The following is a 21805-nucleotide window of genomic DNA, read 5'->3' as shown; positions in this document are numbered from 1 at the left end:
TCAAATAATATAATAGATGAAAGTATTAGTAACAGGAGGTTTAGGTTTTATTGGCTCACATACTGTAGTAGAATTACAGAATAAAGGGTTTGAAGTGGTCATTATTGATGATTGTTCTAACTCTGATGAAAGTGTGCTAGAGGGTATTGAGGCCATTACCGGTAAAAAGCCACTTTATGAAAAACTGGATCTTAAGGAAAAACAAAAAGTCGAGGACTTTTTTCAAAAATACCAAGATGTTACTGGAGTTATACACTTTGCTGCGTCTAAGGCGGTGGGAGAGAGTGTTGAGAAACCATTATTGTATTATGAAAACAACATTGGTACTTTAGTATACATATTAAAGGAGCTTTGTAAAAAGAATAAGGCAAGTTTTATTTTTAGTTCTTCTTGTACGGTATACGGACAGGCAGATAAAATGCCAATTACCGAAGATGCACCGGTCAAGGTGGCAGAATCTCCATATGGCAATACCAAACAAATGGGTGAGGAAATTATTGCAGATACCTGTAAAGTTACTCCTGGTCTTAATGCTATTGCCTTACGATATTTTAATCCTATGGGAGCGCATCCAAGTGCGAATATTGGAGAATTGCCAAAAGGGGTTCCACAAAATTTGGTGCCGTTCATTACTCAAACAGGTATTGGACTTAGAAAAGAGTTATCTGTTTTTGGAGACGATTACCCTACACCTGATGGCACATGTATTAGAGATTATATTTACGTGGTGGACTTGGCCAAGGCACATGTGGTAGCTTTAGAGCGCTTGCTTAATGGTGACAATGCATCTAACTACGAAGTATTTAATGTAGGTACGGGTAAAGGTAGCTCGGTTTTAGAGGCTATTAAGAGTTTTGAAAAGGTTTCAGGTAAAAAATTGAATTATAAAATTGTAGATAGAAGACCTGGAGATATTACAACAGCATATGCAGATACTACCAAGGCAAATAAAGTGTTAGGTTGGAAAGCTGAATATACTTTAGAAGAGGCAATGAATTACGCTTGGATCTGGGAGCAGAAAATTAGGGATTGATTTTTTGATACTATCAATATAAATAAGGGGAAATATGGTTATATTTCCCCTTATTTAATTTAAATACCACCTCTTATGAAAAATTCTCTATTCGTATTGTTCCTGTTTGTTATAGGTCTGGCTAATGCACAGGACACTTACTTACAATGCGGTAAAATTGTTGACGTTGAATCTGGTAAAATTTTATCTGAAAAGACAATTATAGTATCGAGTAATAAGATCAAGGAGATTAAAAATGGTTATGTATCGGGTAATGATACGGATATGGTGGTAGATTTAAAATCCAAGACCATATTACCGGGTTTTATAGATATGCATGTGCATATAGAAAGCGAATCTAGCCCATCTAGATATTTAGAAGCATTTACCTTGAACGAAGCTGATGTGGCATTTCAATCTACGGTGTATGCTAAACGGACTTTAATGGCCGGTTTTACAACAGTTAGGGATTTAGGTGGTTCTGGTGTAAACATTGCCCTCAAGAAAGCAATTAATAAAGGAACAATAGTTGGTCCAAGAATTTTCACCGCCGGAAAATCTCTTGCTTCTACAGGTGGACATGCGGATCCTACCAACGGAAGAAGTCAAGAATTAATGGGTGATCCAGGACCAAAAGAAGGGGTGGTCAATTCTCCAGAGGATGGCAGAAAAGCAGTTCGTCAACGATATAAAGATGGTGCAGATGTTATTAAGATTACCGCAACTGGGGGTGTTTTAAGTGTAGCTAAAAGTGGTCAAAATCCACAATTTACTATTGAAGAAATAAAAGCGATTACAGATACTGCAAAAGATTATGGTATGCTTACCGCTGCACATGCACATGGTGATGAAGGTATGCAAAGAGCTATTTTAGGCGGAATTAAAACTATTGAACATGGTACATTAATGTCTGAGGAAACTATGGATCTTATGATCAAGCATAATACTTTTATGGTGCCTACCATTTCTGCCGGTCAAGAGGCTGCTAGGTTAGCCAAAATACCTAACTATTTGCCGCCGGTAGTGGCTAAGAAAGCCTTGGAAATAGGACCTAAACTCAATGAAACTTTTGCAAAAGCTTATAAGAAAGGGGTAAGTATAGCCTTTGGTACAGATTCAGGGGTGTCTCCCCATGGTGATAATGCTAAGGAATTTGTTTATATGAACAAGGCGGGTATGCCCGTTATTGAGACATTACGTTCAGCTACAATAACCAATGCTATGCTTTTAGGCGAGGCTGATTTAGGACAAATTAAAGAAGGGTATATTGCTGATATTGTTGCTGTAAATGAAAACCCTTTAAATAATGTGGAAACCCTTACAGATGTAGTTTTTGTGATGAAAGAAGGGGTCGTTTATAAACAATAATGGTATAGAAGGTTTGGCTAATTCTTGAAAATAAGCTTTGCATGAAAATCAATGTTGATACTAGTAGGCAGTTGGTGCAAATAGCATTAGGTGACTCCCTTTTTGAAAAATTGGTTAAACAAGTGGAGAAAGATTTCATTCTTGCCAATAATCCATTGAAAATCACGAAAACTATAGATGGCGTTAGCTTCATTGCCCTTATTCGTGAAAAGGTCTATTACTTAATGATGGAGCATTTCGCAGAATACCTTAATCTTATGTATATCATAGATATTCCTGAAAAGGAGTTTGAGCATATTCAAATTACGGATACTGTAGATGTAGCTGATCAAATTACTTTTTTGATTTTAAAGAGGGAATATAAAAAAGTGTGGTACCGTAACAGGTATCAATAAGATGATATCAAGATTACACCTTTATATAAATGCCTTTTTTATCCATGATATAACCTACTAACCAACAAGTGAACATTATCCATAAAGCAAAGAATAACGAGCCAAAGTAGTCACCTGCTATTTGTATAAAGATGTTATCTGCAATCCAGTTGTAGGCGGTTGTGCCCTTCATTGATATTTCTGCCAAACTGATGATAAAAAGTTCAGATAATAGGTAGATAAACAGTGTATTTCTGCCAAATACTTCAAAGAAATAAGTCCATTTTCCAGGTTTGGACATATCTAATAAGTAAATAAGAATGGAGATTATAAAAATATCTATTCCAATGGTTAGCAAAACAAAAGAACTGGACCATAGTTTTTTATTGAAAGGGAATGTGAGGTCCCATGCAAATCCTGCTATTATGAGAAGTCCGCTAACCATAATCAATTTGGCAATGGTCTCAAAATTCTGACCGTTCTTTTGAATGAATTTACCAGTAAAGAATCCGGCTATAACATTTACAATGGCAGGCAATGTGCTTAATAATCCTTCTGGGTCAAAAGCAACACCGCCATTTCCGTGGTACATATGGTCTGCTCCAATAATGAATTTGTCAAGTTTTAATACGGCATTCCCGGTTAATGATAAATCTCCGAATACCATTAGGATAATATGATAACCAATAAGAGCAATGGCGCTAAAGATCAAAACAGATTTAGTCTTGAAATAATGTAATAAGATCGATGCAAATAGGTAACAGAGGGCAATACGCTGCAGTACACCAAAAATTCTGGTTTCTGCAATTGGTTTTAAACTCCCATTTTCAAAAAATGGGAACCAATACATTAAAAACCCTAATAGGAAAATAATGGCAAAACGTTTAAAAACCTTTTTTAAGAATTCAGAACTTGCCACATTTTGGTATTTTTTCATGCTAAAGCTCATAGCGTTTCCTACTACGAATAAGAAAGTAGGAAATACTAGATCCGTTAACGTAAATCCGTTCCAGACCGCATGTTTTAAAATGCCAAAACTGGTATCGCCATTTCCGGGGGAATTCACAATGATCATTAAAGCGACATCCATGCCTCTAAAGACATCTAATGAAAGATACCTGTTTTTCAATGTATTCATGTTGGTTAGTTTGGTATTGGTAAGGTAGTAATTTTTAGAAGTACACGCGTACAAATGGCATTAGTGCATTTCCGTATATGCTTTTGTTGTCGTCGTACAGTAAATCATATCGCAATCCCATAGTAACGTTTCGGGTGCTGTAACCCGCACCTATGAAAAATGCAGGTAGCCAGTAGTTATCTTCAATATCTATAGTTGAGGTCGCAATTGTTCTGTTGATCCTAAGTTGTTCAAATTCTGCGGACATTTGAAGTTGGGGAATAGGGTTAAAGAGAGTAAGAACACTCCCACCGTATGCTAGAAATTTGTCTTCATCAAATTTGGCATAGTTGAAACTTAAACTGGCACCAGAAGCAAATTGCTCATTAAATTGATAAATGGCACTTGGGGAAATAGACCCATTGAATCCGTTATTTGTAAATCCTAATCCAATACTTCCACCAAATCTTACGTTATTCCAGAAATCAGAATTGTTCCTAGTGGTTTGGGCCAGTGAAAAGGTGATATTTAATGTGATAAAACCAATGAATATCATTTTTTTTAAGCTCATAGGGCGATTTTGTTTTAAAGTTTCATTTTTTTCAATAATACTTGGCATTCTATCGTTAGATATTGTAAATGTTGTATTTTTGTTAGAAATTTATTCTAAAGATACAGAAAGTAATTCATGGATAAATATTCCTTTTTGAATACCGCTCATACCTCTTTTTTTTCAGAGTTATACGATAAGTATTTAGTAAATCCGGATAGTGTAGAACCAAGTTGGAGAGCCTTTTTTCAAGGATTCGACTTAGGGATGGAAAGTTCATTAGATGAACTTGAAATTGATGAGAACAGAACTACTGTTGTAGTAAACGGTAATAAGAGTGAAATGCCAGAATCCTTGCAAAAAGAGTTTCAGGTAATCAGACTTATTGACGGTTATAGAAGCAGAGGTCACTTATTTACGAAAACAAACCCGGTTCGTGAGCGAAGACATTATGAGCCTTCATTGGAAATAGAAAATTTCGGACTTTCATCGTCTGATCTTGAAACCGTTTTTAATGCAGGTGATATAATTGGTATAGGTCCAAGTGCCCTCAAAGAAATTGTTAGACATTTACAAAGTATCTATTGCGATGCTATTGGTGTTGAGTATATGTATATTCGAAAACCAGAGCGTGTAAAATGGATTCAAGACTGGATTAATGTCAATGACAACCATCCTGATTTTGAGCCGGATAGAAAAAAGCATATTCTTAAAAAGTTGAATCATGCCATTTCTTTCGAGACTTTTTTGCATACAAAATATGTAGGTCAGAAAAGATTCTCCTTAGAAGGGAATGAATCATTGATACCTGCCTTAGATGTAATTGTTGAGCGTGCCGCAGAAATGGGCGTAAAGCAGTTTGTTATGGGTATGGCACACCGTGGAAGATTAAATGTTCTAACCAATATTTTCGGAAAATCGGCTAAAGATATTTTTAGTGAATTCGATGGTAAGGATTATGAGCAGGAGATTTTTGATGGCGATGTTAAGTATCACCTAGGCTGGACTTCAGATAGAAAATCTGATAACGGAAATAAAATTAACATGAGCATTGCACCAAATCCTTCTCACTTAGAGACTGTAGGTGCAGTGGTTGAAGGTATTGCAAGGGCAAAGCAAGATGCGGACTATCAAGATGATATTTCAAAAGTGCTTCCTATTGTAGTACATGGTGACGCCGCCATAGCAGGTCAAGGTTTGGTATATGAAGTTGTGCAAATGGCCGGTCTTGATGGTTACAAAACCGGAGGTACTATACATATTGTAGTAAACAATCAAATTGGATTTACCACTAACTATCTAGATGCTAGAACATCTACCTATTGTACAGATGTAGCCAAAGTTACTTTGAGTCCAGTATTGCATGTTAATGCTGATGATGCCGAGGCTGTGGTACACGCATCACTTTTTGCATTGGAATATAGGATGCAATTTGAGAGCGATGTATTTATAGATTTGTTAGGGTATAGAAAGTATGGGCATAATGAAGGTGATGAGCCAAGATTTACCCAGCCAAAACTATACAAAGCTATTTCCAAGCATAAGAACCCAAGGGATATTTATGCTGAAAGACTAATTCAAGAAGGTGTTATTGACGATACCTATGTTTCTGAATTGGAAAAACAGTATAAAGATTCATTAGAGGAAAAACTTGAAGATTCACGTAAGGAAGATAAAACTGTAATAACCCCGTTCATGGCAGATGAATGGAAAGGTTTTGAAAATGTTCGTGAATGGGAAATGATGGACCCGGTGAATACCAAGTTCACCAAGACCAAATTAGATAAAATTGCCAAAGTAATAACTGCGTTGCCAAAGGGTAAAAAGTTTTTACGCAAAGTAGAAAAACTAGTCAAAGATCGCTACAATATGTATTTTGAAGCGGATAATTTGGACTGGGCCATGGGTGAATTATTGGCATATGGTTCTCTTTTAGAGGAAGGTTATGCTGTGCGTATGTCCGGACAGGATGTTGAACGTGGTACTTTCTCTCACCGTCATGCCGTCATGAAGGTTGAAGAGAGCGAGGAAGAAGTAATCTTGTTGAACCAGCTTTCTGATAAGCAAGCAAAGTTTCAGATTTATAATTCACTTTTATCGGAATATGGTGTTGTAGGTTTTGATTATGGTTATGCCATGGCCAGCCCTAAAACATTGACGATATGGGAAGCTCAGTTTGGGGATTTCAGTAATGGGGCCCAAATTATGATAGACCAATATATTTCTGCCGCAGAAGATAAGTGGAAACTTCAAAATGGTTTGGTAATGCTCTTGCCACATGGTTATGAAGGTCAAGGTGCAGAACACTCTTCCGCTAGAATGGAACGTTACTTGCAATTGTGTGCAAAAGATAATATGTACATAGCAGATGTAACTACACCAGCGCAAATGTTCCATATTTTGCGTAGACAAATGAAGGCTAATTTTAGAAAGCCATTGATCATTTTCACTCCTAAAAGTTTGTTGAGACATCCAAAAGCTGTGTCTAAAATAGCGGATTTAACAGGTGGTGGTTTCCAAGAGGTCATAGATGATGAGACTGCGGATGCTAAAAAAGTAAAATCATTGGTATTCTGTACAGGTAAGTTCTATTATGATCTTTTAGCTGTCAAAGAAGAGAACAGTAGAGATGATGTTGCATTGGTAAGAGTAGAACAATTGTTCCCTATTCCGGAAAAGAAAATGAAGGAAGCCATTGCAAAATATAAGAATGCAGACGATATTGTTTGGGCTCAAGAAGAACCTAGAAATATGGGTGCATGGAGCCATTTATTAATGCATTTTGACGAAGCTAGAACTTTTAGGGTTGCTTCAAGGCGTTTTTATGCAGCTCCGGCAGCAGGTAGTTCTGTGCGTTCAAAAGCACGTCATCAACAAGTTATAGATTACGTTTTTGATAAAACGAAGGACAATATGTCCAAACCAAAAAAATAAAATAACATATCAAATTATAGAAAGAATGATTCTAGAAATGAAGGTCCCATCGCCGGGAGAGTCTATCACAGAGGTGGAAATTGCAGAATGGTTGGTAGAAGATGGTGATTATGTAGAAAAAGATCAAGCGATTGCAGAAGTAGATTCAGATAAAGCTACTTTAGAATTGCCTGCTGAAGCAAGTGGTACAATTACTTTAAAAGCAGAGGAAGGTGATGCTGTTGCAGTAGGTGCCATTGTTTGCTTAATTGATACGGGTGCGGCCAAACCAGATGGTGAAGCCAAAACCGCAAGCGCACCAAAAGAAGAGAAAAAAGAGGAGCCTAAAACAGAAAAAGCTCCGCAGCCAGCTCAAGCTAAAGAAACTTATGCTTCTGGTGTACCATCACCTGCAGCAAAGAAAATCTTAGATGAAAAAGGTGTGGATAGTAGTGCAGTTTCCGGTTCAGGTAGAGATGGCAGAATTACCAAGGAAGATGCTGTAAATGCAGTGCCTTCAATGGGGTCGCCTACAGGTGGTAGTCGTGGGGAATCTAGGTCTAAACTATCAATGTTGCGTAGAAAAGTTGCCGAAAGATTGGTTTCTGCAAAAAATGAAACAGCAATGTTGACCACTTTCAATGAAGTGGATATGTCAGCAATTTTTGAGCTAAGAAATAAGTATAAAGAAGATTTCAAAAGCAAACATGGGGTTGGTTTAGGTTTCATGTCATTTTTCACAAAGGCTGTAGTTAGAGCCTTGGAAATGTACCCTGCCGTAAATTCTATGATTGATGGTAAGGAAATGATTTCTTATGATTTCTGTGATATCAGTATTGCGGTATCGGGTCCTAAAGGTTTAATGGTGCCTGTTATTCGTAACGCTGAAAACTTAACCTTCAGAGGGGTAGAGGCAGAAGTGAAAAGATTGGCTATTAGAGCTCGTGAAGGTGAAATTACCGTTGATGAGATGACTGGTGGTACATTTACTATTACTAATGGTGGTGTATTTGGTTCTATGTTGTCTACCCCTATTATCAATCCACCGCAAAGTGCTATATTGGGTATGCATAATATAGTTGAAAGACCAATTGCACGTGACGGGGCTATTGCTATTGCACCAATTATGTATGTTGCATTGTCATATGATCACCGTATTATTGATGGTAAAGAATCTGTAGGGTTCTTGGTGGCAATTAAAGAAGCAATAGAAAATCCGGAAGAAATATTGATGGACAATAACGTTAAGAAAGCTTTGGAAATGTAATTTGCTAAAACTAGAATAAAGTTAAAAGCGTTGAGGTAACTCAACGCTTTTTCTTTTTTAAATAGATGCATTTTTTACCGTAGTCGATAATTGCTTTGGATTTTTTAAGAATATCGGCACCTATAATTCCGTCTACCGGCTCTGCATTATGTGCGGTAAGGGCTTCGTTTACATGTTTTAAATCGAAAAGTACAATTTCAAGATTGTGAAATTTCCATGAATTTAAATTGATGGTGTTGCTCTTAGAGACTAATGTTTCCATATTCGTGGCTCCGGCACCGGCAGCTTTTATAACAGACTCTTCGGAAATTAATTTAAAATGCTCAATTTTATCCATACCAATACAGGTATTCGATGCGCCTGTGTCCAATATAAATCTGCCTGGCACCGAATTTATTTCGGCATAGATTTCAAAATGATCGGTTGCGGTTAACTCTAAGGGAATGCGTACGTAATCTTTATCCTTCAAAAATTTTTTGAGGGTACTCATAATTCATTTTTTTCAAAGATAAGCCTATTTTTGCCGCATGATTATAACAGATACGCATACGCATTTATATAGTGAGGCTTTTGATGAAGATAGAAAAGAAGCGATTGAGAAAGCAATTGATTTAGGAGTGGAAAGGTTTTTTATTCCCGCTATAGATTCTTCCTATACGGAAAGCATGTTGGCACTTGAAAAGGATTTTCCAGGACGCATGTTTTTGATGTCAGGATTACATCCTACACATGTAAATGAGAATTTTGAGCAAGAGCTCTTACATGTAGAGGAAATGCTTGAAAAACATACCTATTATGCAGTGGGTGAAATTGGTATCGATTTATATTGGGAAAAGAAGTATTTAAAAGAGCAGAAAATTGCTTTTAAAAAGCAGATACAACTGGCTAAAAGAAAGAATTTGCCTATTGTCATACATTGTCGTGATGCTTTTGATGAGGTATTTGAAGTATTGGAGGGGGAAAAGGGTAATGGACTAAGAGGTATTTTTCATTGTTTTACCGGTACGCTTGAACAGGCGAAAAAAGCTATTTCGTATAATATGAAATTGGGTATAGGTGGTGTGGTCACATTTAAGAATGGTAAAATAGATACATTTTTAAAGGAGATAGAATTAAAGCATATTGTACTGGAAACAGATTCACCCTATCTGGCGCCAACTCCATATAGAGGGAAAAGAAATGAAAGTGCGTACATCATCAATGTACTGGAAAAAATGGCTGATGTTTATGGGGTTTCAAATGAAGAAATTGCGTTAGTGACCACTAACAATTCTAGAGAAGTGTTCGGTATTTAAAGTTGAATGAATAATAGGTAGTTGTGATATGGATAAAAGAAGTATTTTATTGATTTATACAGGTGGTACGATCGGAATGATGAAAGATTATTCATCTGGAGCGTTAAAGGCTTTTGATTTCTCGCAATTACAAAAAAATATACCAGAACTTAATCAATTAGATTGTACGATATCAAGCTTTTCGTTTGATTATCCTATAGATTCATCCAATATGAACCCTGGTCATTGGATCGCTATTTCAGATATTATCGCTGATAAATACCATGAATATGATGGTTTTGTAGTGTTACATGGTAGTGATACTATGAGTTATACGGCGTCTGCTTTAAGTTTTTTGTTGGAAAACCTTTCAAAGCCGGTAATTTTAACAGGATCTCAATTGCCTATTGGAGACTTAAGGACAGATGCTAAAGAAAACCTTATTACTGCTATTCAAATTGCAGCTTTGTATGAAAAAGGAAAACCTGTAATACAAGAAGTAGGGTTGTATTTTGAGTATAAATTGTATAGAGGAAATAGAACTACTAAAATAAATGCGGAACATTTTCAAGCTTTTGCTTCTTTGAACTACCCTCATTTAATAGAATCGGGAGTGCATTTATCGGTTTTTAAAGAATATTTACTGCCCCAAAAACGAAAATTGCCGTTAAAATCACATAAAAATATGGATGACAATGTGGCTATTTTAAAAATTTTTCCGGGAATTAATGAAAATATTATCGACGCAATTTTAAACGCCAATAATTTAAAAGCGCTGGTTTTGGAAACTTATGGGTCGGGAAATGCTCCAATGGAAGAATGGTTTTTAAAGAAATTAAATAATGCAATAAATAAAGGAATTCATATAATTAATGTCACCCAGTGTTCTGGTGGTGCGGTTATGATGGGGCATTATGAAACAAGTTCCAGATTAAAGAAAATGCAAGTGGTTAATGGTAAGGATATTACGACTGAAGCTGCTATAACCAAGGCTATGTATCTATTGGGTAGTGGTGTTTCCCATGACCTGTTTAAAACCGTTTTCGAAACCTCTTTGCGTGGAGAAATGCTGTAAATTTAACAGTAGTTTAATTTCGATAACTAATATTTTTTTTGTTATTTGCCCACCCTTAAAAAAGGTAACTTAGAGAGGTGGCCGAGTGGTCGAAGGCGCACGCCTGGAAAGTGTGTATACCCCAAAAGGGTATCGAGGGTTCGAATCCCTTCCTCTCTGCAAGTAAGTTTTACTTTTTTTATATTGTTTTTTTTTTATCTTTAACCCTATTAACTAACTAATTTAAGTTTGAAAAAATGAAAAAATTATTCCCAAGCCTAGCAGTCGCTGGGGCATTTGTAGCAGGTACAAATATTGTAAGTGCAAAAGTAGCAGCAGTAGCGTTGCTAGTTCAAGAAGGAGCTCCTGAAGCGGAAAAAGGATTTACTCAGGTTTTAAAAGAAATGTTTATTACAGGTGGTGCCGGTTTCATGGGTATCGTTCTTTTATGTTTGATCCTTGGTTTGGCAGTTGCTATTGAAAGAATTATTTATTTGAACATGGCAAGTACAAATTCTGCCAAGTTGAAACAACAAGTTGAAGATGCATTGGCGTCAGGTGGTGTTGAGGCTGCAAAAGAGGTTTGTAGAAATACAAAAGGACCTGTTGCTTCTATTTACTATCAAGGTTTGGACAGAGCTGGTGAGAGCATTGAGTCTGCTGAAAAAGCTGTTGTTGCTTACGGTGGTGTTCAAATGGGTCAATTGGAGAAAAACGTTTCTTGGTTGTCTTTATTTATTGCAATTGCACCAATGCTTGGTTTCATGGGTACGGTAATTGGTATGATTCAGGCCTTCCAAAAGATTGCTGCTGTTGGTAACTTAAGTGCATCTCTTATTGCAGGTGATATTCAGGTTGCATTATTAACAACGGTATTCGGTCTTATTACGGCTATTATACTTCAAATTTTCTACAACTATATTATCGCTAAAATTGATAGCATCGTTAATGATATGGAAGATTCTTCTATTACATTGATCGATATGTTGGTAGATCACAAAAAATAAGTTTCACTTTTAATACCTAAAAATTATGCAAAAAATTATTAAAATAGCATTAATTGCTATAGGTGTATTAAGTGCAGTGCTTTGGTACTTGTTACCAAGTGCAGATATGCCGGCAGCTGAAGCTGCTCAAAGTGGAGCTATGAATACTATGTTTATCATTACTTACCTTTTGTTAGGTATTGCTGTTGTGGTTAGTTTAGTGTTTACTTTAAAAAACTTATTTTCTAACCCACAAGGTCTTAAAAAGACATTGTTTGTAGTAGGAGGTTTTTTATTGGTAGTTGGTGTTTCTTATGTCTTGGCAAGTGGAACGGATGTTGATCCTGAATTCTTGGCAATGGAAGATGAGAGTACGATTAAAAAGATTGGAATGGGATTGAATGTATTCTTTATTCTAACTATTATCGCTGTACTTTCTTTGGTTATACCAGCTGTTAAAAATATGTTTAGTAAATAAAAAATAGAAAACTATGGCTAGAAGAGCAGGAGCACCAGAAGTAAGTGCCGGTTCCATGGCGGATATAGCTTTCCTTTTACTTATCTTTTTCTTGGTAACAACTACTATTGAAACGGATGCAGGATTGGATCGTATGCTTCCACCAATTGAACCGCCCGATACGGATGTAGTAATTAAACAAAAGAACATCTTTCAAGTAAACATCAACAAGAACGGTCAATTATTGGCTGATGATGAGTTGATTGAGCTTAAAGACCTAAGATCAAAAGCCATGGCTTTTTTAGATAATGGTGGTGATGGTACATGTTCTTATTGTCAAGGAAGAAAAAATGCTGAATCTTCAGATAATCCTTCTAAAGCGATTATCTCTTTAAAGAACGATCGTGAAACAAAGTATAGTACTTACATAACTGTGCAGAACGAACTTGTAGGAGCTTACAACGATCTAAGAAATAGAGAGGCACAGCGTTTATATAAGAAGAACTTCGTTGATATGGAAGCTGAATATCTTAACCCTGAAACTGATGACGATGTAAAGGAAGAGTTGAAGGAAAAGGTAAAGAAGATTCAAGATTTGTTTCCACAGAAATTGTCTGAGGCCGAAACTTCAAGTGATTAATTAATTAAAATAAAAGTAACACTATGTCAAAATTTGCAAAGAAAAAAGATGGAGAGGTACCTGCGGTATCAACAGCTTCCCTTCCTGACATTGTATTTATGCTTTTGTTTTTCTTTATGACGGTAACCGTGATGAAGGATAGTTCTTTGAAAGTAGAAAATGTACTTCCTAACGCTAGTGAAGTAAAGAAGCTTGAAAAGAAGGATCGTGTAATTTATATTTATGTTGGTAAGCCAACTAAAGAATATGAGAAATTATTTGGTAGTGAGCCAAAGATTCAATTAAACGATAAATTATCTAGTCCATCTGAAGTTGGTGATTACATTTTGATGGAAAGGGCTAAAAAGCCACAAGAACTTCAAAACGTTTTGACCACGGCACTTAAAGTCGATAAGAACGCAAGTATGGGATTAATATCCGATATTAAACAAGAGTTAAGAAAGGTTAATGCTTTAAAGGTAAATTATACTACCTATGAAGGTGATGCTTTCAATAATCTACAATAGTTAGTTAGTAGAATATTACTTATTTTAAAACGCTTCAAATTTATTTGAAGCGTTTTTTATTTCATTAACTTTACTTTATGCGTTTCTGTATTGTTTTATTCTTGGTGGTAATACAATCTAATGCCCAAGAGGTTTTAGATACATTGGATAACCCCCGATATTTTGAGGATCAATTCTATGTTGGTCTTTCGTATAATTTCATTTTAAACCATCCGGAGGGGTCTAATCAACGTAATTTATCATATGGTCTGCAAGGTGGTATTATCAAAGATATACCTTTAAATAAAGCCGGAACTAAGGCTATAGGGGTAGGAGCTGGTTTGGCGTTAAACAGTTATTATTCAAACTTGGTTGCAGATGTTCTAAACGATGATATTAGTTATAGTATCAATGATGATATAACTAGAAGTAAGTTAGAAACACACCTTTTGGAATTCCCATTGGAATTTAGATGGCGGAATTCCACCGCAGATGAATACAAATTCTGGCGTATTTATGGTGGTATCAAGGCCGCTTATATTTTAGGTGCTAGGTCAAAGTATGATCTTGGTGATATAAGTGAGGGTTTTAAGAATACCGATCTTACCAAATTTCAGTATGGACTAACCTTAAGTTTTGGGTACAATACCTTTAATTTACATGCGTATTATGCGCTTACCGAACTATTTAATGGCAATGCATCTGTTAATGGAGAGGTGTTGCAATATAGACCTTTACGTATTGGTCTGATCTTCTATATTCTATAGCCAAAAGCGTACGGTAAGTAACTGAGATAATAAGCCAATTAGTAGACCCATTATGACTTCAATACCTGTATGGGCTTTTAAATAAAGACGCGCTGTTATAATTGCACCTGTTAGTAATATAAAGAAGCTTATTGCCAATATTAAATTGATTTCAAAGTGAATGCTCAAATTCAAAAGGTACATTAAGAGACCGCTTATACCAACGGTATGTAAACTTGTTTTAAAGTTAAAAAACAGTAATAATATACATGCTATCGTAGCTCCTAATAATCCGGTGAAATAGAAATATAGCTCGCTTACATAATTATTGGGTATCACTTTATATAAGATTAACAGCAAGATGCTAGCGTGAATGTAAAGTGGGTATTTGCGTTCTTTAATAGAACTTAACTCTATAGAGTTTACTAAACCTAAATTTTTTAATATCAGATAAGTTACTACTGGAATTATAACAGTAAGAATGAATATAGGCAGTATACTGGCACTTTTTATTTCTATTGGTGTATACTTGGGTGTAATGAGAAAATAAGCTACAGTGCCACCAATGGGTATAAATAGGGGATGAAGTAAGTATGAGGTAAATTGTGAAAAAACCTTCATTAGATTTCTTTTCTCATGCGTGCAACAGGAATATTCAATTGCTCTCTATACTTGGCAACAGTTCTTCTAGCTATGGGATAACCTTTTTCTTTTAAAATAGCCGCTAATTTATCATCGGTAAGCGGTTTCTTTTTGGTTTCGTTTTGAATAACCGTTTCTAAAATTTTCTTGATTTCCCGTGTAGAAACATCTTCTCCTTGTTCGTTTTTCATCGATTCTGAGAAGTATTCTTTAATTAGTTTGGTACCATAAGGTGTATCTACATATTTACTATTGGCAACCCTAGAAACCGTAGAAACATCCATTCCTATTTCATCTGCAATATCCTTAAGGATCATTGGTCTTAAATTACGTTCATCTCCAGTCAGGAAGTATTCTTTTTGATACTGCATGATGGCGTTCATAGTGAAGAATAGGGTTTGTTGTCGTTGTCTTATAGCGTCTATAAACCACTTTGCGGCATCTAATTTCTGCTTTATGAACATAACCGTGTCCTTTTGAGATTTAGATTTGTCCTTGGCTTCTTTATAGCCTTTTAGCATATTGCTGTATTCTCTAGACACATGTAATTCTGGAGCATTTCTACCATTAAGGGTAAGCTCTAGTTCTCCCTCGGTTATTCTTATTGCAAAATCCGGAACTACATGTTCAACTATTCTATTATTTCCGGAATAGGATCCACCTGGTTTAGGGTTTAATTTTTCTATTTCACCGATGGCATCCTTCAATTCCGTTTCGGTGATATTGTGTTTTTGAATTAATTTTTGATAGTGTTTCTTTGTGAAGTGTTCAAAAGACTTTTTTAAGATCTCTGTTGCAAGTTCAATACTTGGAGTGACATCTTTTCGCTCTAACTGTATTATTAAACACTCCTCTAAAGTACGTGCACCTACACCTGGTGGGTCTAACTCTTGTACAATAGATAATATTCTGGTAATGGTTTCTTCGTCAGTATAAACATTTTGGGTAAAAGCCAAATCGTCCATGATATCGGAAATTGGTCTTCTTATATAACCGCTTTCATCTACACTACCTACTAAAAATTCTGCGATGTTCCATTCTTCATCAGAAAGGTAAACAGTATTCAATTGATTTATTAAATGCTGATTGAAGGATATTCCGGCTGCGTAGGGTACACTTTTTTCCTCATCATCAGAACTGTAATTATTAGCTTTGGTTCTGTAATCCGGGATTTCATCATCACTTAAGTAATCATCTATATTGATGTCCTCAGTGTTTATGGTTTCGCTATCGGCATTGTCATCATAAACATCATCATACTCATCAACAACGTTATCCAAATCTTCCTTGCCGGTCTCTAGTGCCGGGTTCTCCTCTAATTCTTGTTTAAGTCGTTGTTCAAACGCCTGTGTAGGCAGCTGAATTAACTTCATCAACTGAATCTGCTGAGGAGATAATTTTTGGGATAATTTAAATTGTAGATGTTGTTTTAGCATTACTTTCTTCTAGTACTTGTAAAAGTAACCAAATCTGCTTAAAATTCGGCATTCTGTGGTGTTCTAGGAAACGGTATTACGTCTCTAATGTTGCCCATGCCTGTAGCAAAAAGTACCAATCTTTCAAATCCAAGACCAAATCCACTATGTTCGGCCGTTCCAAATTTTCTTAAATCTAAATACCACCAAAGTTCTTTTTCGTCAATACCTAAATCTTTTATTTTTTCCTTAAGCACATCTAAACGCTCTTCACGTTGAGATCCTCCTACGATTTCACCAATACCCGGGAATAATATATCCATTGCCCTAACGGTTTTGCCGTCTTCATTTAAACGCATGTAAAAGGCTTTTATCTTGGCAGGGTAATCAAAAAGAATTACCGGACACTTAAAGTGTTTTTCTACCAAGTAACGCTCGTGCTCACTCTGTAAATCTGTACCCCATTCTTCAATTGGATAGGTAAATTGCTTCTTTTTGTTCGGTTTACAATTTTTAAGAATTTCAATTGCTTCGGTATAGCTAACCCTTTTAAAATTATTGTCTACAACAAACTTTAATTTCTCGATCAAGGCCATATCACTACGTTGGGCCTGTGGTTTGCTCTTTTCTTCGTCCAACAATCTTTTCTCTAAAAACTCAAGGTCTTCTTGACAATGGGTCAACGTGTAAGATATTACATTTTTGATGAAGTCTTCGGCAAGATCCATATTTGCATCAAGATCAAAGAACGCCATTTCTGGTTCAATCATCCAAAATTCGGCTAAGTGTCTTGAGGTGTTTGAATTTTCTGCCCTAAAAGTGGGACCAAAAGTGTAAACTTTGCCTAGGGCCATGGCATATGCTTCTGCCTCTAATTGGCCAGATACGGTCAAATTGGTTTCTTTTCCGAAGAAATCTTCTTTATAATTTACATCACCTTCTTCTGTTAGCGGTGGGTTTTTATCATCTAAGGTAGTTACACGAAACATTTCCCCAGCACCTTCCGCATCTGACCCTGTAATTATAGGTGCATGAAAATAATTAAATCCGTTTTCCCTAAAGTAATTATGAATGGCAAAAGATAAGGTTGACCTTACGCGCATTATGGCAGAAAAGGTATTGGTTCTAATTCTTAAGTGAGCTTTCTCCCTTAAAAATTCCAGTGAATGTTTTTTGGGCTGAATTGGGTATTCATCTGGATCAGCTATACCAAGTATTTCTAATTGGCTAACTTGGATTTCAACAGACTGCCCTCTGCCTTGGCTTTCTACCAATGTACCTGATATTTTTAGGGCGGCACCAGTATTCACTTTCTTCAATAATTCTTCATCAAAATTTTCAAAATCAACTACACATTGAATTGTACCTAAAGTTGAACCATCGTTCAAAGCAATAAATCTGTTGCTTCTAAATGTTCGTACCCACCCCTTAACGGTTATTTCCTGTAATAGGTTTTTACTTGAAAGTAGTTCTTTTATTGTGACTAAACGCATGATGTTGAATTGAAAATTAAAGTTCCAAAGATAGGATTTTGTTAAAAAATAAAGAGACTATACCGTTATATAAACTTTGCCTTAAAATGAAAATTGATCAATTGTTGTTTTCTTCTTGAGGCAAGATATCTATTTGTGGTTTTTTAAGTGTCTGTTTGTTAGCTATACTCTTTTCCAGCGATAACAATAACGAGGGTAGTAAAATTAAATTAGCCAACATTGCAAGTAATAAGGTAGCCGATACTAATGAACCCAAGGCTACGGTGCCGCCAAAATTAGAAATAACAAATACTGAAAAACCGAAAAATAATACAATTGATGTATAAAACATACTAACACCTGTTTCTCTAAGTGCATTGTAAACCGATTTTTCAATACGCCATTTATTCGCTGTAAGTTCTTGTCTGTATTTGGCTAGAAAGTGAATGGTGTCATCTACAGAAATACCAAATGCAATACTAAATACCAGAATTGTAGATGGCTTTATAGGTACGCCTACAAATCCCATAATACCCGCCGTAATTACTAAAGGTAAAAGATTAGGGATCAGTGATATAACGATCATTCTGAAAGAACGGAACAAGTAAGCCATAAATAAAGCGATCAACGCAATGGCAAGAGCAAGCGACATGATCAGGTTTTTTACCAAATATTTAGTTCCTTTTAGGAATAAAAGTGCGCTACCGGTCATATAAACATTATAACGTTCTACCGGAAAAATCTTAGTGATATTCTCAAGTAAACGTTGCTCTATTTCTTCCATACGGCTTGTGTTTACATCGCGCATGAATGTAGTTATTCTAGCGGTTTGTCCCGTACTATCCACAAATGACTCTAATAGATTTCCGTTGTCAGATGATTTACGGGCAACGTCCATTATAAAAGTGTTTTCTTGACTTGTAGGTAATTGATAGTATTTTGGTATGCCGTTGTAAAAGGCCTGTTTGGAATATTTTACCAAATTTACTACTGAAACGGGAGAAGAAAGTTCTGGTATTTCATCGATTACTTCTCCAAGTTGATTCATACGCTTAAGTGTAGCGGGCTTTAAAACACCTTTTGGAGTTTTAGTATCCACTACGATTTCAACAGGCATTATTCCTTTAAACTCTTTCTCAAAGAATCTTATATCATGAAAGAATTCTGCATTTTTAGGCATGTCTTCTATAGGACTGCCAGAGATTCTAATTTGGTAAATACCAATTATGCTTAAGACCAATAGTGATATAGAAACTATATAAACCGTAATTCTTCTATGTCTTACGATGCGTTCCATCCAATTAACAAATGCATCTATCCATTTTTTGTTCAAGTGTTTTAAATGCTTTGTTTTTGGTAATGGCATAAAACTGTACACTATAGGAATAATCAAAAGCGATAAAATGAAAATTCCAATGATGTTGATAGAAGCTACAATACCAAACTCTTTTAAAAGAGTACTATCGGTTATGATAAAAGTGGCAAAACCAGAGGCAGTGGTAATGTTGGTCATTAACGTAGCATTTCCTATTTTGGAGATTACACGTTGCAACGAAAGTGCTTGGTTACCATGTTTTTTAACCTCTTGCTGATATTTGTTGATCAAGAATATACAGTTTGGTATACCTATTACAATAATTAGTGGAGGAATAAGGGCGGTAAGTACCGTAATTTCATATTGTAAAAGTCCTAGAAAACCAAAAGCCCACATTACCCCAATGATAACTACACACATTGAAATGAAAGTGGCTCTAACGCTTCTAAAGAAAAAGAAGAAAATTAAGGAGGTAACGCCTAGCGCTGCCAATATAAACTTTCCTATTTCATCTATGATGTTTTGTGAGTTCATGGTCCTCACATAGGGCATACCGGAAATATGAACATCGAGATTGGTTTCCTTTTCAAAATTACGAACCAAGGTGTTGATGTCCTGTAGAATAAAATCTTTTCTAACAGTGGTGTTAACTATATCCTTATCTAAATTGACAATGGTACGTATTGTCTTGCTCTCCTTGTTAAAAAGTAGATTTTCATAGAAAGGTAGATCATTAAAAAGATGATCTGTTATACTATCTATTTCTTTTTTGGTCTTTAATTCACCGTTGATTAACGGCAACATTTCAAATTCTTGCTTGTCGTTATTTTTAACCAACTCTTTTAAATTGTCGGTCGATATAACGAATTCAACTTCTGGAAAAGCGGCAAGTTGTTTGCTGAGCCTATTCCAACGGTTAAAATTAGTAGGTTCAAACAAAGCACTATCCCGTATGGCAAAAACAACAGCATTACCTTCTTCGCCAAATTTGCTTAAAAAATCCTGGTATTGTATGTTAACCGGGTGATCATCTGGTAAAAGGTTGGTTTGTGAGCTAGAAAATCGCATGTATTGCCATTGCCAGCCCATGAAAATGGTAAAACCGGTAATCAATAGTAAAATTAGGATTCTGTTGCGTAGAATTATGTTTGCCGTTTTAGGCCAAAATCCTTTCGTAAGTTTCGCTACCATAACTGTTTTTGCAGGTGGCAAAGGTAACTATTAGCTACAATTGTTCCTAGATTGAAAAGTTTAAATTTTATACAAATAAAAAAAGCTACCTTATTCAGGTAGCTTTGTGATCCTATATTTTGGATAAACTTTAAACTTTCATGATTTCAGCCTCTTTTTTGCTCAAGAAATCATCAATCTTTTTAGTGAATGCATCGGTTAGATCCTGTACATCTGCGGTTGCGTTTTTTTGAAGGTCTTCAGAAATATCCAAATCCTTTATTTCTTTGTTCGCATCTTGTCTTGCACTTCTAACTCCTACTTTTGCATGTTCTGCTTCGGCTTTAGCCTGCTTGGTCAACTGTATTCTACGCTCCTCTGTTAAAGGCGGTACGTTGATGATGATCATGTCGCCATTATTCATAGGATTAAAGCCTAAATTGGCATTCATAATGGCTTTTTCAATTTCTTGAAGCATACCTTTTTCCCATGGTTGAACAGAAATTGTTCTACCATCTGGCGTGTTGATATTGGCTACTTGAGCTAGTGGAGTTTGTGAGCCATAATAATCTACCAATACAGAAGATAACATGGTAGGACTGGCTTTACCTGCTCTAATTTTTAAAAATTCACGTTCTAAATGCGCTATGGCAGCTTCCATACCTTCTTTTGTAGCGTCTAAAACAAATTGTATTTCCTCGTTCATATAATAAGTGTATTACTATCGCAATAACATTAATTGTACCAAAAATTATAGGTTGACCGTGGTACCAATGGTTTGCCCGTCAACAATTTTCAATAGGTTTCCTTTTTTGTTCATATCAAAAACTACGATTGGTAGTTCGTTCTCTTGACTTAGGGTAAAGGCAGTCGTGTCCATTACTTTTAGTCCTTTTGTAAGTACATCTTGAAAAGAAATAGTGTCAAATTTTGTGGCACTTTTATCTTTTTCTGGGTCGGCAGTATATATACCATCTACTCTTGTACCTTTTAAGATAACATCTGCTTCTATTTCAATAGCTCTAAGAACTGCAGCAGAATCTGTTGTAAAATATGGGTTACCTGTACCGCCGCCAAAAATTACAACTCTACCTTTTTCTAAATGCCTCATGGCACGTCTTCTAATGAAAGGCTCGGCTACTTCGTTAATTTTTATAGCAGTTTGCAATCTGGTCTGTACACCACTCATTTCTAAGGCGCTTTGTAAAGCTAACCCGTTGATAACGGTAGCTAACATACCCATGTGGTCTCCTTGTACGCGATCCATACCTGTGGCTGCACCTGTAAGGCCTCTAAATATGTTTCCGCCACCAATAACAATGGCAACTTCAATTCCTTTTTCAACTACCTCTTTTATCTCTTCCGCATATTCATTTAGGCGGTTAGAATCTATTCCATATTGCTTTTCACCCATTAAGGCTTCACCGCTTAATTTTAGAAGAATTCGTTTGTAGTGCATTCTAGTTTTAATTTGCCATCAAAAATAATGAAAATTTTTGATGGGCGTGTTCAATATTTTATTCTGGTAAAAGATAGGTGTCAAGATAC

21 protein-coding genes and 1 tRNA gene are annotated in these 21805 nt (G+C 35.9%); 13 read left to right on the top strand and 9 right to left on the bottom strand.

Going from position 1 to position 21805, the window contains the following annotated elements:
* The first annotated feature begins 16 nt into the window (after window positions 1-16).
* The 3 genes from galE (at window position 17) to CSC80_RS03785 (ending at window position 2775) form a co-directional block, all read left to right on the top strand.
* A complete protein-coding gene (galE, locus tag CSC80_RS03795) occupies window positions 17-1033 on the top strand; it encodes a UDP-glucose 4-epimerase GalE (RefSeq protein ID WP_099189860.1) in 1017 nt (338 codons plus the stop codon).
* A gap of 75 nt (window positions 1034-1108) precedes the next feature.
* A complete protein-coding gene (locus tag CSC80_RS03790) occupies window positions 1109-2380 on the top strand; it encodes an amidohydrolase family protein (RefSeq protein WP_058103988.1) in 1272 nt (423 codons plus the stop codon).
* A 41-nt stretch (window positions 2381-2421) separates the two neighbouring features.
* Entirely contained in the window at window positions 2422-2775 is a 354-nt protein-coding gene (locus CSC80_RS03785) for a hypothetical protein (RefSeq protein ID WP_099189858.1), read from the top strand.
* Between the two features lie 13 nt (window positions 2776-2788).
* On the opposite strand, the gene CSC80_RS03780 is transcribed toward CSC80_RS03785, so the two are convergent.
* Both CSC80_RS03780 and CSC80_RS03775 read right to left on the bottom strand, forming a co-directional pair.
* A complete protein-coding gene (locus CSC80_RS03780) occupies window positions 2789-3892 on the bottom strand; it encodes a heparan-alpha-glucosaminide N-acetyltransferase domain-containing protein (RefSeq protein WP_099189856.1) in 1104 nt (367 codons plus the stop codon).
* A 34-nt stretch (window positions 3893-3926) separates the two neighbouring features.
* Window positions 3927-4442 carry a hypothetical protein gene (locus CSC80_RS03775; RefSeq protein ID WP_058104326.1) on the bottom strand — a complete coding sequence of 172 codons (516 nt, stop codon included), beginning with the start codon at window positions 4440-4442 and terminating at the stop codon, window positions 3927-3929.
* A gap of 117 nt (window positions 4443-4559) precedes the next feature.
* On the opposite strand from CSC80_RS03775, the gene CSC80_RS03770 reads away from it, so the two are divergent.
* Together CSC80_RS03770 and odhB are read left to right on the top strand one after the other, a co-directional pair.
* Window positions 4560-7355 (top strand): 2-oxoglutarate dehydrogenase E1 component, encoded by a 2796-nt coding sequence (locus CSC80_RS03770; protein WP_099189854.1) that lies wholly within the window; start codon window positions 4560-4562, stop codon window positions 7353-7355.
* A 25-nt stretch (window positions 7356-7380) separates the two neighbouring features.
* Window positions 7381-8601, top strand: a complete 1221-nt coding sequence (gene odhB / locus CSC80_RS03765) for a 2-oxoglutarate dehydrogenase complex dihydrolipoyllysine-residue succinyltransferase (RefSeq protein ID WP_099189852.1) — start codon at window positions 7381-7383, stop codon at window positions 8599-8601.
* Between the two features lie 40 nt (window positions 8602-8641).
* On the opposite strand, the gene CSC80_RS03760 is transcribed toward odhB, so the two are convergent.
* Window positions 8642-9091, bottom strand: a complete 450-nt coding sequence (locus tag CSC80_RS03760; RefSeq protein WP_099189850.1) for a retropepsin-like aspartic protease — start codon at window positions 9089-9091, stop codon at window positions 8642-8644.
* 37 nt (window positions 9092-9128) lie between these two features.
* On the opposite strand from CSC80_RS03760, the gene CSC80_RS03755 reads away from it, so the two are divergent.
* The 8 genes from CSC80_RS03755 (at window position 9129) to CSC80_RS03720 (ending at window position 14264) form a co-directional block, all read left to right on the top strand.
* A complete protein-coding gene (locus tag CSC80_RS03755; RefSeq protein WP_099189848.1) occupies window positions 9129-9896 on the top strand; it encodes a TatD family hydrolase in 768 nt (255 codons plus the stop codon).
* A 28-nt stretch (window positions 9897-9924) separates the two neighbouring features.
* The gene (locus CSC80_RS03750) at window positions 9925-10950 is read left to right on the top strand and encodes an asparaginase (RefSeq protein WP_099189846.1); all 1026 of its coding nucleotides are present in this window, start codon (window positions 9925-9927) and stop codon (window positions 10948-10950) included.
* 71 nt (window positions 10951-11021) lie between these two features.
* A tRNA-Ser gene (locus tag CSC80_RS03745) sits at window positions 11022-11109 on the top strand.
* 77 nt (window positions 11110-11186) lie between these two features.
* Complete coding sequence (locus CSC80_RS03740) at window positions 11187-11936, top strand: MotA/TolQ/ExbB proton channel family protein (RefSeq protein ID WP_058103980.1); 750 nt, start codon at window positions 11187-11189, stop codon at window positions 11934-11936.
* Between the two features lie 25 nt (window positions 11937-11961).
* A complete protein-coding gene (locus tag CSC80_RS03735; protein ID WP_058103979.1) occupies window positions 11962-12393 on the top strand; it encodes a hypothetical protein in 432 nt (143 codons plus the stop codon).
* 13 nt (window positions 12394-12406) lie between these two features.
* Entirely contained in the window at window positions 12407-13012 is a 606-nt protein-coding gene (locus CSC80_RS03730; protein WP_058103978.1) for a biopolymer transporter ExbD, read from the top strand.
* 23 nt (window positions 13013-13035) lie between these two features.
* Entirely contained in the window at window positions 13036-13518 is a 483-nt protein-coding gene (locus tag CSC80_RS03725; protein WP_058103977.1) for a biopolymer transporter ExbD, read from the top strand.
* Window positions 13519-13595: 77 nt separating this feature from the next.
* Window positions 13596-14264 carry a porin family protein gene (locus CSC80_RS03720; protein WP_099189844.1) on the top strand — a complete coding sequence of 223 codons (669 nt, stop codon included), beginning with the start codon at window positions 13596-13598 and terminating at the stop codon, window positions 14262-14264.
* Here CSC80_RS03720 and CSC80_RS03715 read toward each other — a convergent pair.
* The 6 genes from CSC80_RS03715 to pyrH form a co-directional block, all read right to left on the bottom strand.
* Entirely contained in the window at window positions 14259-14864 is a 606-nt protein-coding gene (locus tag CSC80_RS03715; RefSeq protein ID WP_099189842.1) for a hypothetical protein, read from the bottom strand. The genes CSC80_RS03720 and CSC80_RS03715 overlap by 6 nt on opposite strands.
* Window positions 14864-16321, bottom strand: coding sequence for an RNA polymerase factor sigma-54 (gene rpoN, locus CSC80_RS03710; protein WP_099189840.1), 1458 nt, complete (start codon window positions 16319-16321; stop codon window positions 14864-14866). Before rpoN ends, CSC80_RS03715 begins: the two co-directional genes overlap by 1 nt.
* A 38-nt stretch (window positions 16322-16359) precedes the next feature.
* Window positions 16360-17793: an asparagine--tRNA ligase gene (gene asnS, locus CSC80_RS03705; protein ID WP_099189838.1), complete on the bottom strand. Its 1434-nt coding sequence runs from the start codon at window positions 17791-17793 to the stop codon at window positions 16360-16362.
* Window positions 17794-17890: 97 nt separating this feature from the next.
* Window positions 17891-20278, bottom strand: coding sequence for an MMPL family transporter (locus CSC80_RS03700; RefSeq protein ID WP_071341237.1), 2388 nt, complete (start codon window positions 20276-20278; stop codon window positions 17891-17893).
* Window positions 20279-20408: 130 nt separating this feature from the next.
* Window positions 20409-20963 (bottom strand): ribosome recycling factor, encoded by a 555-nt coding sequence (gene frr, locus CSC80_RS03695; RefSeq protein ID WP_058103971.1) that lies wholly within the window; start codon window positions 20961-20963, stop codon window positions 20409-20411.
* 45 nt (window positions 20964-21008) lie between these two features.
* Window positions 21009-21716, bottom strand: coding sequence for a UMP kinase (pyrH, locus tag CSC80_RS03690; protein WP_058103970.1), 708 nt, complete (start codon window positions 21714-21716; stop codon window positions 21009-21011).
* Window positions 21717-21805: the final 89 nt, after the last annotated feature.

Origin of the sequence: Maribacter sp. 6B07, assembly GCF_002700155.1 — a bacterium.
GTDB classification, from domain to species: Bacteria; Bacteroidota; Bacteroidia; order Flavobacteriales; family Flavobacteriaceae; genus Maribacter; species Maribacter dokdonensis.
The sequence above is the reverse complement of the archived record's forward strand: the minus strand, read 5'-3'. Positions and strand labels throughout refer to the sequence as shown.

Bases quoted from the DNA above. Each gene is read 5' to 3' on its own strand.
- galE (WP_099189860.1), top strand. From the start codon at position 17: ATGAAAGTATTAGTAACAGGAGGTTTAGGTTTTATTGGCTCACATACT.
- CSC80_RS03790 (WP_058103988.1), top strand. From the start codon at position 1,109: ATGAAAAATTCTCTATTCGTATTGTTCCTGTTTGTTATAGGTCTGGCT.
- CSC80_RS03785 (WP_099189858.1), top strand. From the start codon at position 2,422: ATGAAAATCAATGTTGATACTAGTAGGCAGTTGGTGCAAATAGCATTA.
- CSC80_RS03750 (WP_099189846.1), top strand. From the start codon at position 9,925: ATGGATAAAAGAAGTATTTTATTGATTTATACAGGTGGTACGATCGGA.
- CSC80_RS03735 (WP_058103979.1), top strand. From the start codon at position 11,962: ATGCAAAAAATTATTAAAATAGCATTAATTGCTATAGGTGTATTAAGT.
- frr (WP_058103971.1), bottom strand. From the start codon at position 20,963: ATGAACGAGGAAATACAATTTGTTTTAGACGCTACAAAAGAAGGTATG.
- asnS (WP_099189838.1), bottom strand. From the start codon at position 17,793: ATGCGTTTAGTCACAATAAAAGAACTACTTTCAAGTAAAAACCTATTA.
- CSC80_RS03740 (WP_058103980.1), top strand. From the start codon at position 11,187: ATGAAAAAATTATTCCCAAGCCTAGCAGTCGCTGGGGCATTTGTAGCA.
- CSC80_RS03775 (WP_058104326.1), bottom strand. From the start codon at position 4,442: ATGAGCTTAAAAAAAATGATATTCATTGGTTTTATCACATTAAATATC.
- CSC80_RS03725 (WP_058103977.1), top strand. From the start codon at position 13,036: ATGTCAAAATTTGCAAAGAAAAAAGATGGAGAGGTACCTGCGGTATCA.
- CSC80_RS03700 (WP_071341237.1), bottom strand. From the start codon at position 20,278: ATGGTAGCGAAACTTACGAAAGGATTTTGGCCTAAAACGGCAAACATA.
- CSC80_RS03760 (WP_099189850.1), bottom strand. From the start codon at position 9,091: ATGAGTACCCTCAAAAAATTTTTGAAGGATAAAGATTACGTACGCATT.
- CSC80_RS03755 (WP_099189848.1), top strand. From the start codon at position 9,129: ATGATTATAACAGATACGCATACGCATTTATATAGTGAGGCTTTTGAT.
- CSC80_RS03770 (WP_099189854.1), top strand. From the start codon at position 4,560: ATGGATAAATATTCCTTTTTGAATACCGCTCATACCTCTTTTTTTTCA.
- CSC80_RS03720 (WP_099189844.1), top strand. From the start codon at position 13,596: ATGCGTTTCTGTATTGTTTTATTCTTGGTGGTAATACAATCTAATGCC.
- CSC80_RS03715 (WP_099189842.1), bottom strand. From the start codon at position 14,864: ATGAAGGTTTTTTCACAATTTACCTCATACTTACTTCATCCCCTATTT.
- CSC80_RS03730 (WP_058103978.1), top strand. From the start codon at position 12,407: ATGGCTAGAAGAGCAGGAGCACCAGAAGTAAGTGCCGGTTCCATGGCG.
- pyrH (WP_058103970.1), bottom strand. From the start codon at position 21,716: ATGCACTACAAACGAATTCTTCTAAAATTAAGCGGTGAAGCCTTAATG.
- rpoN (WP_099189840.1), bottom strand. From the start codon at position 16,321: ATGCTAAAACAACATCTACAATTTAAATTATCCCAAAAATTATCTCCT.
- odhB (WP_099189852.1), top strand. From the start codon at position 7,381: ATGATTCTAGAAATGAAGGTCCCATCGCCGGGAGAGTCTATCACAGAG.
- CSC80_RS03780 (WP_099189856.1), bottom strand. From the start codon at position 3,892: ATGAATACATTGAAAAACAGGTATCTTTCATTAGATGTCTTTAGAGGC.